We start from the raw sequence: 13,515 nt of genomic DNA on the forward strand, positions 1-13,515 counted from the left end.
TCACTTGCCGTCCGTTTCACCAAATAAACCAAAGGCGAAACTCGCACATTTAGCCGCTAAGCTAAACCAAAACCTGGCAAACCGGAAGTAGGCCCGTCTGGGCAGCTAAGCAAAAACCACCCAGAAATGAAAAAAGACCTAGCCGCTTGCGCGTCTAGGTCCTTGAGTGTTGGTGGGTCGTGCAAGATTCGAACTTGCGACCAAAGGATTAAAAGTCCTCTGCTCTACCGGCTGAGCTAACGACCCGTGGTTGCTGCCAAGTAGCTTTCAACCAAAGACCGCGATTATGGTGGAAATTCAGCTTTTCGTCAACAACCCTGCGATGGAAAATTGCCACATGCACAGGGCTGGCCTGCAGGACATTTGAAATTGAACTATTTTTGGCTAGACTAGACTTAGCTAATGTCTAGGAACTGACCATGCAACCCGTGAACATGCTCGAAGCGAAGTCCAATTTGTCCCGTTTGGTGGAGGCCTTGGAACAGGGCCGTGAAAGGGAGATCATCATCGCGCGCAATGGTCGGCCTGTGGCCAAGTTGGTCGCCATTGACCACGGTGCGTCCCAACAGCGCATTGGTATTGCCAAGGGTCTGTTTGAGGTTCCAGACGACATTGATGTGGACAATGTCCACATTGAGGCGCTGTTTGTGGGGCGGCCTAAAAAACCATGAATCTGATCTTGGACACGCACATCGCCTTGTGGGCGATTACGGACCATCCCCGTTTACCACAGCAAGCCCGTCAATTGATCGAATCCAGTCGCTCTCAAATTTGGGTGAGTGTGGCCAGTTTGTGGGAAATCGCCATCAAGCACAGCCTTGGGCGCGGGGCCATGCCCATTTCGGCGGGCGAAGCCAATCGATATTTCGAGCAGGCTGGGTTTTACTTGCTGCCCATTGAAACAGAACATGCGGTTGCAGTGGCCGACCTACCACCCATTCATCACGATCCGTTTGATCGAATCCTGGTGGCCCAAGCGCTGACCGAGCCTTTGAAGCTGTTGACGCACGACGCCACGGTGGCGAAGTACAGCCCCGCGATTGTGTTGGTCTAGCGCTCGTAGGGGTTTGAAATCCGGAAGCGCTTCAAAATTTCCACTTCCTTGCCTTCCATCAGTTCGGCCTGGCTGTCCAGTTCGTGCACATAGCCTTGCGCATGCAGGCAGCCGTGCACCACCAGGTGGGCCAAATGGTCAATCGGGTCTTTGCCCTGTTCCTTGGCTTCTCGTTCCACCACGGCGGGGCAAATCACGATGTCTGCCATGAAGGTTGGCAAACCGGCATCGCTGCCCAGGTCGGGCAGGTCCATCGGAAAGGTCAGCACATTGGTGGCGTAGTCCTTGCCCCGGAAGTCGCGGTTCAGTTGTCGGCCTTCCTCGTCGCCCACCATGCGGATGGTGATTTCAGCCCCATCCCGAAAGCAGGCTTTGGCCCAGCGGCGAATGCGGGCATTGTCCACATCGGAAAACGGCGGGTGGTCAGCCTCGGGCGCCCATTGAATGGCAATGCTGACGGGGGCAGGGCGGTCGGTTGGTTTCACGGTTGCGGCTCCTCGTCGCGGGCGTCGTCCATGGGGGTATTGCGGCGTTCCGGGTTGTGAAAGCGTTCATAGGCTTCCACAATGCGGGCCACCAGGGGGTGGCGCACCACGTCTTGTGCGTTGAAGTAGGTCATGGCAACGCCTTTGACCTGTCGCAGCACATGTTGGGCCTGTACCAAGCCACTTTGCTGGCCACGTGGCAGGTCAATTTGAGTCACGTCCCCGGTAATCACCGCTTTGCTGCCAAATCCAATCCGGGTCAGAAACATTTTCATCTGCTCAGGCGTGGTGTTTTGCGCTTCATCCAGAATGACAAATGCGTGGCTCAGGGTTCTGCCGCGCATGTAGGCCAGCGGGGCAATTTCAATCACGTTGCGCTCAAACCATTTTTGCACGCGGTCGTACCCCGCCAAATCGTAGAGCGCATCGTACAGCGGGCGCAGGTAGGGGTCCACTTTCTGGGTCAGGTCACCGGGCAAAAAGCCCAGTCGTTCGCCCGCTTCCACGGCAGGGCGGGTGAGCACAATCCGTTTCACGGCATCGCGCTCCAGCGCGTCTACCGCGCAGGCCACGGCCAGGTAGGTTTTGCCGGTACCGGCTGGGCCAATGCCAAAAGTCAGGTCATGCTCCAACACATTCTTCAGGTACTCCTTCTGCCGGGCGGTGCGGGCCTGCAAATCGCCCCGTTTCACCCGCAGGGTCACCACCTCGTCTTGCCCCAAAATCACGGTGGGCTCACTGGGTGAGCTCAAGGTACTGGTGTTTTTGAGTTCAACGATGGCCAGTTGAAGATCATCGGCTGTCACCGGTTTTTCGCTTTTGTCAAAAAAGTGGTTGATGAGCACAATGGCCTGCCGCGCCGCATCTTTCTCGCCCTGCACATTCAGCATGCCACCCCGTCGGGCAATTTTCACCTGGAAGGCCTGCTCAATCAGCCGCAGGTTGGCGTCCACCGGGCCACACAAATTGGCCAGCTTTGCGTTGTCATCATCGGGGGCCTGCCACTCTTGGGGTTTGCTTCTCATGGGGTTGGTCTGAAATAGGGTTGCTGCATGGGTTGTATTGTAGTTCAGTACTCCAGCTGACTGTGGGTCGGCGGAAAACTGACCCGCATCAGGCAGCCGGGTCGGCCAGGCTGTGTGCTGCGGGGGTTGTCGAGAATGGCCACATGGGCGCTGTGCTGGTGCGCGGTTTCCTGAACAATGGCCAACCCAAGGCCTGAGCCGTCTTCACTCGTGCCCAGTACCCGGTAAAAGCGGTCAAACACCAGTGGACGCTCATTGACGGGAATGCCCGGGCCATCATCCTCCACGTCCAGCCGAATACCATCTTGCTGGCTGCTGTCATCCACTCGCACCGTCACCAGGCCGCCTTCGGGGGTGTACCGCAGGGCATTTTCCACCAGGTTTTTCAGCATTTCGGTAATCATCAGGGTTTGGCCCTGAATGTACACCGGGTGGTCGGGCACTTCCACGCCCAGGTCAATCCGCTTGTTCATGGCCTCGGGCACAAAGTCCCGCGTCACCGTGCGGGCAATGTGACACAGGTCAATCTGTTCAAACCGCAGTACAAGCGGTGCCTCTGTGCGGGCCAGGGCCAGCAGTTGGTTGACCAGGCGAGTAGAGCGTTCAGTGCCCACCTTCAAGCGCCGCAAGCTGCGGGCCCTTGCGGCGGGGTCGGGCTCGTCGCTCAGCAGTTCCACCTGCATGCGCAAGCCGGCCAGTGGGGTTTTGAGTTGATGGGCTGCGTCGGCCACAAAGCGCTTTTGGGTTTCAATGGTTTGCTCGAGCCGACCCAGTTGTTCATTCAAAGCCAAAATCACGGGCATCAGCTCTTCCGGGGTGTCTTTGCTTTGCAGGGCGCTCAGGTCGTCGGGTTTGCGGTTGCGGATCACATCCAGCAGGGTGTTCAGGGGGGCAATGCCCCGCGACAGGCCAAACCACACCAAGAGTACAGCCAGGGGCAGCACCACAAACTGCGGCAAAATCACGCCCTTGATGATTTCATTGGCCAGGCGTTCCCGTTTGCCCAGTGTTTCGGCCATTTGGATGAGCATGAAGCGCTGCTCGCCCGGCACGGGCAGTTCAATCCACAAATGCCCTGCCCGGAAGTCTTCGCCGTTGACCACCAAATCGCGAAACACCACCACGCCGATTTCAAGCCGACGACGTTCGGGCACGGGCAGGGTGCGTTCATCCCCCATCAGAAATTCGCCCCGCTTGCCCACCACCTGAATGCGATATTGGTCGGTGCCGTCGGCTTTGAGGATTTCAAGGGCTTGGTCGGGCAGTTTGAAGGCATTGCTCGTGGCTTGTACAGCCACTTCCTGCGCCAGGGCAGTGATTTTGTCGTCGAGGATGTGGTCAAAAGGGTCGTTGGCGATGGACTTGGCCACCAGGTACGTCACGCCAATGCTCATGGGCCAGAGGATGAGCAGGGGAGCCAACATCCAGTCGAGGATTTCACCAAACAACGAGCGTCGCTGTTGTTTGCCCGAGGCCAGTGGATTGCGCTTGTACCAGGCCAATCAGGCGCCCTCAGGAATTGGGTTGGGCATTCGCCTGGGCTTCCTTGTCGGTGTATTTTTCAAGGCAGTAACCCAGTCCACGAACCGTCGCAATCCGTATGCCATTGACTTCAATTTTTTTGCGCAACCGGTGAATGTAGACCTCAATCGCATTGTTGCTGACTTCTTCGCCCCATTCGCAGAGGTGGTCCACGAACTGTTCTTTGCTGACCAGGCGGCCCACGCGCTGAAGCAGAATTTCCAACAGCCCCACTTCGCGGGCTGACAGGTCCAGCATGTCGTCGTTGATGTAGGCAATGCGGCCCACCTGATCGTAGGTGAGCGGGCCGTGCTTCCAGATGCTGGCCCCACCCCCTGCGCCTCGGCGGGTAAGGGCCCGCACACGGGCTTCCAGCTCCTTCAGATCGAACGGCTTGGCCATGTAGTCGTCCGCCCCAGCATCCAGGCCTTGCACGCGTTGCTCAACGCTGTCGGCTGCGGTCAAAATGAGCACCGGCATGTGGTTGTTGCGCGCGCGCAGTTTGCGCAGCACTTCCAGGCCACTCATTTTGGGCAAACCCAAATCCAGAATGAGCAGGTCGTAGGTCATGGTGGTCAGTGCGGTGTCGGCGTCGCTGCCATTGAACATGCAGTCCACGGCATAGCCTGCCTGCCGCAGCGATTGAGCAAGCCCTTCGGACAACAAATTGTCGTCCTCGGCCAGAAGAATTTTCATCCCGTGTCTCCCCGGCTGCACGCCTTTGTTGTTCAAGGCTTGGTGCACTGTGTGTGGTGGGTGTGTAACACCCTTGATTTTAGCCCGAACGGGCCTGGTCTTTGGCTGTTTGAATGGCGGCACGGGTCAATTCGGCCTCCCGGGCTGCCGCTTGCGCAAAATCGGCACCGTTGCTGGCATACAGAATGGCCCTGGATGAGTTAATGAGCAAGCCCCAACCATGGCTGCACAAGCCGTTTTTAACGGTGTTTTGCAAATCACCGCCCTGGGCACCAATGCCAGGCACCAGCAAGGGTGCATCGCCGGCCAAGCGGCGAACCACCCGAATTTCCTCGGGGTAAGTCGCGCCCACCACCAAGCCCACTTGCTGATGGGGGTTCCAGCGGGTGGTGGCCAATTTCGCCACCGTTTGGTAAATCGGCTCTTCCCGACCCGTCACCAAAAACTGAAGGTCATTGCCCCCCGGGTTGGACGTGCGGCACAAAATGAACAAACCCCGGTCCGGGTAAGCATGGTAGGGTTCAACCGAATCGTGGCCCATGTAGGGGCTCAAGGTGACGCTGTCGGCCTGAAACCGTTCAAAGGCTTCAATGGCGTATTGCTTGGCAGTGGCACCAATGTCGCCCCGCTTGGCATCCAGCACCACAGTGGCATGGGGTGCCAGTTCATGAATGCGGCCAATGATGTTTTCCAGTGCACCTTCGGCCCGGTTGGCCGCGAAGTAGGCAATCTGTGGTTTGAATGCGCAGGCGTATTCGGCGGTGGCCTTCACAATCTCCACGCAAAAGCGCTCAATATCGGCTGCGCTTGTGCCATAGCCTGTTGGCATGCGGCTGATATCAGGGTCGAGCCCCACACACAGCATGGAATTGCTGGTCGTGAAGCTGTGGGCCAGGCGTTCGGAGAAGGTTTTGAATTGAGAGAAGCGGTGGCCCATGATCGCCGTTGATGGTGGGTTGTCGAATGGCTGAATTGTACACCCACCAATTGCTAGGGCTTGCACCAAGGGTCAGCGTTGGGGGCATCCAGTACACTGTGGCGTCCACTGTTTCTGTCGATCAGCCATGCCTGCCGTCCGCCTCACCCTTCTTCAATTGCAGCTGTTGCTGGGCATGACGGTGGTGTGGGGCATCAATTGGCCGGTCATGAAATATGCAGTAACCCACTACACACCCCTGAGTTTCCGGTTTTTTTGCATGTTCATTGGCGCCTTCATCATGTGGGGTTTGGCCGGGTTGTTGAAGGTGTCACTGCGGGTGCCCAAGGCCCTGTGGGGGCGGATGTTGTTGCTCTGTTTGCCCAACATGATTGGCTGGCATGTGTTCTGCGTGTTGGCTGTGAAAGAACTCAGCTCGGGCCGGGCGGCCATTTTGGGCTACACCATGCCGGTGTGGACCGTGCTCACCGGTTTGTTGTTTAAACACCCGGTGGGTGCGCGCGGCTGGGTTGGTTTGGCTTTGGCGATGGTGGCCACTTTGTTGCTGTTGAGCTCGGAGTTCAATGCGATTGCAGGCAGCCCGCTGGGTGTGTTGTTGATGTGCATTGCCGCCAGCAGTTGGGGGTTGGGGACCACGCTGATTAAGCGTTACCCGGTGGATTTGCACCCCTTGGCCTTCACCCATTTCATGATGTGGCCCACCATGGTGGTCATGGGGACCTTGGCGGTGGTGCTGGAAGGCTTGGGCCCTCAACATCTACCGAGTACTTGGCCACAAATTTGGCCTATTCTGTACAACGCGTTGGGTGTGTTTGCATTTGCCCAAGTGGGGTGGTTCACACTGGCCAAAACCTTGCCGCCGGTCGCCTCCAGTTTGTCAGTCATGATGATTCCGGTGGTGGGCGTTATGGCGGGCGCTTTCTTCCTGGGCGAAGCACCCCATTGGCCCGACTTTGCAGCGCTCGCGCTTATTTTGACGGCCATGGTGGTGGTGTTGTTGCCCAGGCGCACCGCGTGAGCCCGTGTTTACATCAAGCGATATTGCGCATGGACGCCATCGGCTTGGTCAAACCTTTCCAGCTGTAGGCCGATTTGCAAACCCTGTCTACGCGTATCGGATTGGCGGTTGTAGACGCGAAACGACGTGGGCTGGTAGGAAGCAGGGTTTTCTCGGATCGCATCAATGCCTGACCGGAGTTGAGTGCTCATGGTCAGGTTCGTATTGCCCAGCAGGGCCAGCAGCGCCAGGGCACGGTTGACTTGGGCCACACGGTCGGGGCGAAGCTCAGCCCTGGCGGCATAGGTCAAATTGCTGGCCCGATTGTTTCGGCAGGTTTCCAGAAAGGCATTCAGGTCGCGCAGCGCCTGGTCTTTCGAACACTGCTTTTGGTGTGATCGTTCCTCAATCCACTCGGTGTGATGCGCCTTGATCATGGCTTCAAAGTCCTCCATATGTTGATATTCCACCTCGATGAATGACATCGGGTGGACCAGGCCGTTGGATTGAACCCAGTCTTGACGGAACGAACGACCGGCGCTGCCCAATACCCAGTCTGTGGCCCAAAGGTACGGTGAGCCCATGTTCATGGATGGGTCTGTGGACCTGAGGGGCGATTTGAAGTCGACGCGAGCCCCTGCAGAATGTTCTACACCATGCCACTGTGTTTTTTTGTGCACGCGAATAACGCCAGTGTTGTCCAGCAGTTCCCGCTGATGTTTGCGTATCCAGCGCAGTTTGGTAAACAGGCTTCCAGCCAATTCCACCACCGCTGTTTTCAGGCCCGCGGTTGCCTCAACCTGTACAGCATGGCTTTGTCCTTGTTCACGATAATGTCCCAATTCTGAAATGGACAACTCAGGATACTTTGCAAGCAGATGTTTTAAAAAATCACCCGGCTTGTCGAAGTTGCTGGGCTTGTTCACCAAATCCGAGAGCAAGGCTTTGAACCGTGTTCGCAAGACGGTCTCCTGGCCACGTATTCGGGGCATGCGCAGGGCGATGCCTTCCATGTGATTTCTGTCGTTCTGTAGGGCCTCCAGTTCTGCGCTGACATGGACATCCACAGGCTCCAACGCAGGCCCGACGCCCAATCCAGCGCCCGCGCGAAACAATTGGCCTCGACGGCTGACCACCAACAACTCCAGGTTGTAGGGTGGCATGGCCAGTTCAACGCCAGCTTGCCGAATGTGATGCAGGCTCAGCTTGATCTTGATGCGAATCAGCAAACCCGACAGCAGTTGTGCCAGCCGGATGGACAGACCTTGCAAACCAAGGCCCACTCGACCTCCACCATACCAACGCAGCCTGGATGCGCCTTGAATCGTATCCACCAAATGATGCATGCGCTGCAAGAAGTCTGTCCGTCTGAAAGGTTTGTGGTTGTGTTGGGCTGTTTCGGCAACCGGCTGTGGTCCTCCCTGATCTGCACCCAGCAAACCCAGACGAACCAGTTGAAACGGGTGTTTGCCTTTTAGCGCGCCAGCCAAGCCCCAGCGCTGTTGACGTTCAGCCCGATCAAGCCATCGCCCCATTTTCAGAAGCCGTTGCTCAATGCGGTGAAACTGCTGTGGGTGCCTCTGTGGATCCAAACCATTGCGAAGTGCATTGGTCTCCCAGTGTGTCGGTGTGGCTTCAGCACCCAGTCCACACAACTTCAACAGCGTGTGATTGGCAGACCGCGTGGCCATGTCGTTGGTGTGCTGGGGGGGTGCAGATTGCCATGCAATGCTTGGAAATTGTCCCGTGTTTCGATGGATGGTCACGCAGGCCTTGGCGAGGTCCTCAAGCCACTGGCGTTGCTCTGCCGTGCTCGGCAAATGAAGGGCCCCCTGGGATTCCAACCATTGCATGCCGCCAGGCATGGCCAGGGCTGTCATGAACGATGACCAAACAGCAGTCTCCTCTTGGGTGGGAGGGTGCTGCGCGGTGCGGTGGATGTGCTCGACAGCATTGAAGTGTCGCAGCGCATGCAGGGTGACCCCTTGGGTGAACAAGCGCTCATGAATCATGGCGTCCAATGCGGCCGTTGCAGGCAGTGTGGGTGCTGGTTTGGCGACAGACTGGGAAAACGTATCGTGGGGTTTGGGCGGTAGCGTGAGGGACTTTGCCACCGCTGGCAGTGCTTTGGCCAACGTGGTCAACTTGGACGACCACAGGGTTTGACGATTGCGGTTTTGAATGCCCCATTGCCAACTGCCCAGCGATTGGGCTTGTTGGGGGTGGACTGCAGTGTGCATGTTCGGTGCGGGTGAGTGACTGAAAGAGCCAACACTCTAGGGAGCATGCACCACGCTGCCAACGAAGCAAATTGTCCATGCTTAGATTCAAGATGTTGGAACTGCAAGCCCGTTTTTAATACCCCCGCATGAAACGCATAAGCTCAGAAGATTTTCTTCGTTCACAGGGGGAGTGCCTTTTTCTACCATGGGTGCTGTCGAATCATCCATAAAAAAGGACTCCCCATGATTTCCAAAGCATTGACCAAGCACCTGGGCGCATTCAGCCTGGCTGTGGCAGCCACCCTCGGCTCTGTTGCCCACGCCGCTGACATTCAGCTGTTGAATGTGTCGTATGACCCAACCCGTGAGCTGTACCAGCAGTACAACCCGGAATTCGCCAAATACTGGAAGGAAAAAACCGGTGACAACGTCACCATCAAACAATCCCATGGTGGGTCGGGCAAGCAGGCCCGTGCAGTCATTGACGGTTTGGATGCCGATGTGGTCACCTTGGCTTTGGGTTACGACATTGATGCGATTGCACAGGAAAGCAAAAAGTTGCCCGCCGATTGGCAGAAAAAATTTGCACACAACAGCTCACCGTACACCTCCACCATTGTGTTTCTGGTCCGTAAGGGCAATCCCAAAGGGATCAAGGACTGGGATGACCTCATCAAACCGAATGTCGCCGTCATCACACCCAACCCCAAAACATCGGGAGGGGCACGCTGGAATTATTTGGCTGCCTGGGGCTACGCGTTGAAGAAGTACGGCAACAGTGAGGCCAAGGCGCGCGAGTTCACTGCCAATCTGTTCAAAAATGTCCCCGTGCTGGATTCCGGTGCGCGCGGCTCGACCAATACCTTCGTGCAGCGGGGCATTGGCGACGTTCTGGTGGCTTGGGAAAATGAGGCCATTCTGGCGGTGAATGAGCTGGGGCCCGACAAGTTTGATATTGTGGTGCCTTCGCTCAGTATTCTCGCTGAGCCGCCAGTGGCGGTGGTTAGCGCCAATGCCGAGAAAAAAGGCACCACCAAAGTGGCACAGGCTTACCTGGAGTACCTGTACTCGCCAGTGGGACAAAAAATTGCCGCTGAAAACTATTTCCGTCCCATCAAACCCGAATTGGCCGATCCCAAAGACATCAAACGCTTTCCCAAGGTGAAAACTTTCACGATTGACGAAGTATTTGGCGGTTGGGCCAAGGCGCAGAAAACCCACTTTGATGACAACGGCGTGTTTGACCAGATTTTCAAACGCTGATTCGAGCAACCTGCAACGCTTCCTTCTCTGTGACGAGGCCTGCCATGCAACCCCCACTGTGCCTGACCATACCCGGCTTGCATGGCAGTGATGCGAATCACTGGCAAAGCTGGGTTGAGCGTGAGTTGCCCAATACACGCCGAGTGCAGGGCATCAATTTTGATCGACCCGTGATTGCGGCGTGGGCCGATGCAATTCGAGACAATGTTCGTCAGGCCCCCGGGCACGTCATTCTGCTGGCCCACAGCTTTGGTTGTCTCGCCAGTGTGATGGCCATTTCTGATCATGAAAGCAAAGTGTGCGCAGTGGTGTTGGTGGCGCCGGCCACACCCAGCCGTTTCAGCGCGTCTGGCCTGATCAGTGAACAAGCAGGGCAGGGCACCAGCATTGTGGACTGCATGCCCGATGTGCCCTTGAATGTGCCCGGTTTGGTGGTGGCCAGCACCAACGACCCGTGGATGACTTCCGAGGAAGCCTTTCGGTGGGCCGCCACCTGGGGCTTGCATGCGGTCAGCCTGTCGAACGCTGGGCACATCAACACTGCATCGGGTTACGGGCGATGGCCCTCGGTGGTTCGCTTGGTGCAAGGTTTGCGGGACAATTGGTCGCCCATCCCTTTGGGTGAGCTTGAGCAGCAGGCACATCCTGTCAAGCAGCGTTTCACCGCGTTGGCCAAGGCTCGGCGAATTACCCGGGTCGGTCTACAGTAAAAACACGTCTGGATAGATTCATGAATGCATTGCACACACTTCCCCATGCTCAGCGGTTGGAACAGGTTCGACTGGCGGTGGCCCGCTTGCCGACATTGCCGCGCGACGACAAAGCGTTTTGGCGGCACGACAATGGCCTGGTGTTGGGGCGGTTTCAGGACTGGGTGGTTGGCAGCGGTTTCTCCCCCATCGAACACGTGCTGTCTCTTGAGCGCATTGGGCATGTGGCGCACACGGTGGGCCTGGATGGCGTTGTTCGGGAACTCACCTTTGAAAACCTCGATAGCAACACCTACATCGCCAGCGACCGCTTGATTCGTGCTTTACACACCCTGAATTATTTTGGGGTTAGTGCTGAGCCTGTGCGTCTGTTTGTGGATGTTAATCAGCGGTTTTTTACGTCTGTGGTGGACAACCATGGCAAGGCGTTTCGTACCTTGATTGAGTCTCTCGGTTTAGGGCCTGCTCATTTTGTGATTCAAGTGGTGGCCAATGCTGCAACCGACCTCAGCACCTTGGCATTTGCGGCCGACAATTACCGACGAAATGGCTTTATGACTGGTTTGCATGCGCACAGTGCGCTGGAGGCCAACAGCCTGATTGCACAAATTCGACCCGATTTCCTGTCGGTGTGGATCACACCGGACTGGAATCTGTCGGAACTTCCAGCCCTGGTTGAAGCAGCAGCAGCCTTTCGAGTGACGCTGATTGCACGCTATTCCGGTGACCCCTCTCTTGCACATGCCATTCAGAAATCCGGCCTTGAATTTCAACAAGTGTCCCCTACATAAATTTTTCTTATATCCAAGCAATTTTTTAATCGTTCGGTTTTGCGGGGGCCTCACCTAGACTGTGGTTCAGTTCAATTCACAGTCTAGGATTCCCCGTGTCGCAGGCCTCTGCCCGACGCGTTCTGCCCGGCTTTCACCTCACGCTGGGCTACGCGCTCACCTACCTTTGCCTCATCGTGCTCATTCCCTTGTCTGCCGTGTTTCTCAAAACACTGCACATGGGCTGGGCCGATTTCTGGTCTGTCATTAGCAGCCCCCGTGTGGTGGCCTCCTACAAATTGTCGTTTGGCATGTCGCTCCTGGCTGCGGCCATCAATGCGGTGTTCGGGCTGTTGTTGGCTTGGGTGTTGGTGCGGTACACATTTCCCGGTAAACGGATTGTGGATGCGTTGGTCGATCTGCCTTTTGCCTTGCCCACCGCTGTGGCGGGTATTGCGCTCACGGCCCTCTATGCAGGCAATGGTTGGGTTGGGCAGTACCTGGAGCCCCATGGCATTCAGGTGGCGTTCAAGCCGCTGGGCATTTTGGTTGCGCTCATTTTTATTGGTTTGCCGTTTGTGGTCCGTACGGTTCAACCCGTGTTGGAAGATGTAGAAACCGAGTTGGAAGAGGCCGCAGCCAGCTTGGGCGCCAACCGCCTGAAAACCTTTGTATATGTGGTGCTCCCCATTATTTTCCCAGCATTGCTCACCGGTTTTGCATTGGCTTTTGCCCGGGCGGTGGGGGAGTACGGGTCCGTGATTTTCATTGCGGGCAACATTCCCATGGTGTCTGAAATCACACCGCTCATGATCATCAGCCAACTGGAGCAATACCACTACAACGGTGCCACGGCCATTGCGGTCGTCATGCTGGTGATTTCATTTCTCTTGCTGCTGGCCATCAATGGTCTGCAAGCCTGGACAGCGAAACGAACCGGGAGAGCTTCATGAGCGGCGCTGTTGCATTGCGTGTGGGAAAGTCCCGCGCTGAACACCTACAAAGTTTGTCAGCCACCCGTGAGGCAAACTGGGTCAAGTTTGGGTTGATCACGGTCGCATTGGCTTTCTTCTCCCTGTTTTTGCTACTGCCCTTGCTGGCGGTGTTTGCAGAGGCATTCCGGCAAGGTGTTGAGGTATACAAAAATGCACTGCTGGACGACGAAACCCTGTATTCATTGCGACTGACTTTGCTGGCTGCTGCCATCGCGTTACCGCTGAATTTGGTGTTTGGTGTGGCTGCAGCCTGGGCCATTGCAAAATTTGAATTTCGCGGTAAGCACTTTTTGATCACCTTGATTGATTTGCCATTCTCGGTATCACCTGTTATCGCCGGTCTGATTTATGTCTTGCTGTTTGGCTCTCAGGGTTGGTTTGCACCCTGGTTGCAAGCTTGGGACATCAAAATCATCTTCGCTGTACCGGGCATTGTTTTGGCCACCGTGTTTGTCACTTTCCCCTTCATTGCGCGTGAGCTCATTCCTTTGATGCAAGCCCAAGGCAAAGAGGAAGAAGAGGCCGCCGTGGTGCTGGGTGCACGAGGCTGGCAAACCTTTTGGTATGTCACCTTGCCCAACATCAAATGGGGTTTGCTCTACGGCGTGATCTTGTGCAACGCCCGGGCCATGGGCGAGTTTGGCGCTGTGTCTGTGGTGTCTGGCCACATTCGGGGTGAAACCAGCACCTTGCCGTTGCACGTGGAAATTCTTTACAACGAATACCAGTTTTCAGCAGCGTTTGCGGTGGCTTCCCTGCTGGCATTGTTGGCCCTCATCACGCTGGGCATTAAAACCTGGGTTGAGCACCGTGCAGCCCAATTGGGGCATCATTAATTCA

Annotated in this window: 14 protein-coding genes and 1 tRNA gene; 8 read left to right on the top strand and 7 right to left on the bottom strand. The window is 56.4% G+C overall.

The window, feature by feature from the left end:
- Window positions 1-170 precede the first annotated feature (170 nt).
- Window positions 171-246: transfer RNA gene (locus VGE55_RS12280), tRNA-Lys, on the bottom strand.
- Window positions 247-419: 173 nt separating this feature from the next.
- Between VGE55_RS12280 and VGE55_RS12285 the strand changes: the two genes are divergently transcribed.
- Entirely contained in the window at window positions 420-671 is a 252-nt protein-coding gene (locus tag VGE55_RS12285; protein ID WP_331131974.1) for a type II toxin-antitoxin system Phd/YefM family antitoxin, read from the top strand.
- Window positions 668-1,054 carry a type II toxin-antitoxin system VapC family toxin gene (locus VGE55_RS12290; RefSeq protein WP_331131975.1) on the top strand — a complete coding sequence of 129 codons (387 nt, stop codon included), beginning with the start codon at window positions 668-670 and terminating at the stop codon, window positions 1,052-1,054. The genes VGE55_RS12285 and VGE55_RS12290 overlap by 4 nt, the downstream gene beginning before the upstream one ends.
- On the opposite strand, the gene ybeY is transcribed toward VGE55_RS12290, so the two are convergent.
- The 5 genes from ybeY to pyrF all read right to left on the bottom strand — a co-directional run bounded on the left by ybeY (window position 1,051) and on the right by pyrF (window position 5,718).
- On the bottom strand, window positions 1,051-1,539 hold the full coding sequence (gene ybeY / locus VGE55_RS12295) for an rRNA maturation RNase YbeY (protein WP_331131976.1): 489 nt from the start codon (window positions 1,537-1,539) through the stop codon (window positions 1,051-1,053). The genes VGE55_RS12290 and ybeY overlap by 4 nt on opposite strands.
- Complete coding sequence (locus VGE55_RS12300; RefSeq protein ID WP_331131977.1) at window positions 1,536-2,564, bottom strand: PhoH family protein; 1,029 nt, start codon at window positions 2,562-2,564, stop codon at window positions 1,536-1,538. The genes ybeY and VGE55_RS12300 overlap by 4 nt, the downstream gene beginning before the upstream one ends.
- 44 nt (window positions 2,565-2,608) lie before the next feature.
- Complete coding sequence (locus VGE55_RS12305) at window positions 2,609-4,066, bottom strand: sensor histidine kinase (protein ID WP_331131978.1); 1,458 nt, start codon at window positions 4,064-4,066, stop codon at window positions 2,609-2,611.
- 10 nt (window positions 4,067-4,076) lie between these two features.
- A complete protein-coding gene (locus VGE55_RS12310; protein ID WP_331131979.1) occupies window positions 4,077-4,781 on the bottom strand; it encodes a response regulator transcription factor in 705 nt (234 codons plus the stop codon).
- A 79-nt stretch (window positions 4,782-4,860) separates the two neighbouring features.
- Window positions 4,861-5,718 carry an orotidine-5'-phosphate decarboxylase gene (pyrF, locus tag VGE55_RS12315; protein ID WP_331131980.1) on the bottom strand — a complete coding sequence of 286 codons (858 nt, stop codon included), beginning with the start codon at window positions 5,716-5,718 and terminating at the stop codon, window positions 4,861-4,863.
- A 127-nt stretch (window positions 5,719-5,845) separates the two neighbouring features.
- Between pyrF and VGE55_RS12320 the strand changes: the two genes are divergently transcribed.
- Window positions 5,846-6,736: a DMT family transporter gene (locus VGE55_RS12320; protein ID WP_331131981.1), complete on the top strand. Its 891-nt coding sequence runs from the start codon at window positions 5,846-5,848 to the stop codon at window positions 6,734-6,736.
- Between the two features lie 8 nt (window positions 6,737-6,744).
- Here the strand turns inward: VGE55_RS12320 and VGE55_RS12325 are convergent, their stop codons facing one another.
- Window positions 6,745-8,955 (bottom strand): hypothetical protein, encoded by a 2,211-nt coding sequence (locus VGE55_RS12325; RefSeq protein ID WP_331131982.1) that lies wholly within the window; start codon window positions 8,953-8,955, stop codon window positions 6,745-6,747.
- A 225-nt stretch (window positions 8,956-9,180) separates the two neighbouring features.
- On the opposite strand from VGE55_RS12325, the gene VGE55_RS12330 reads away from it, so the two are divergent.
- The 5 genes from VGE55_RS12330 to cysW are packed head-to-tail and all read left to right on the top strand — an operon-like array spanning window position 9,181 to window position 13,511.
- Window positions 9,181-10,200: a sulfate ABC transporter substrate-binding protein gene (locus VGE55_RS12330; RefSeq protein WP_331131983.1), complete on the top strand. Its 1,020-nt coding sequence runs from the start codon at window positions 9,181-9,183 to the stop codon at window positions 10,198-10,200.
- Between the two features lie 44 nt (window positions 10,201-10,244).
- Complete coding sequence (locus VGE55_RS12335; protein ID WP_331131984.1) at window positions 10,245-10,910, top strand: RBBP9/YdeN family alpha/beta hydrolase; 666 nt, start codon at window positions 10,245-10,247, stop codon at window positions 10,908-10,910.
- A gap of 20 nt (window positions 10,911-10,930) precedes the next feature.
- Complete coding sequence (locus VGE55_RS12340) at window positions 10,931-11,701, top strand: hypothetical protein (protein WP_331131985.1); 771 nt, start codon at window positions 10,931-10,933, stop codon at window positions 11,699-11,701.
- A gap of 59 nt (window positions 11,702-11,760) precedes the next feature.
- Window positions 11,761-12,633 carry a sulfate ABC transporter permease subunit CysT gene (gene cysT, locus VGE55_RS12345; RefSeq protein ID WP_414675042.1) on the top strand — a complete coding sequence of 291 codons (873 nt, stop codon included), beginning with the start codon at window positions 11,761-11,763 and terminating at the stop codon, window positions 12,631-12,633.
- Complete coding sequence (cysW, locus tag VGE55_RS12350) at window positions 12,630-13,511, top strand: sulfate ABC transporter permease subunit CysW (RefSeq protein ID WP_331131987.1); 882 nt, start codon at window positions 12,630-12,632, stop codon at window positions 13,509-13,511. Before cysT ends, cysW begins: the two co-directional genes overlap by 4 nt.
- The last annotated feature ends 4 nt before the right edge of the window (window positions 13,512-13,515 follow it).

The sequence above is a fragment of the Limnobacter sp. genome (assembly GCF_036405155.1).
Lineage (GTDB): Bacteria > Pseudomonadota > Gammaproteobacteria > Burkholderiales > Burkholderiaceae_B > Limnobacter.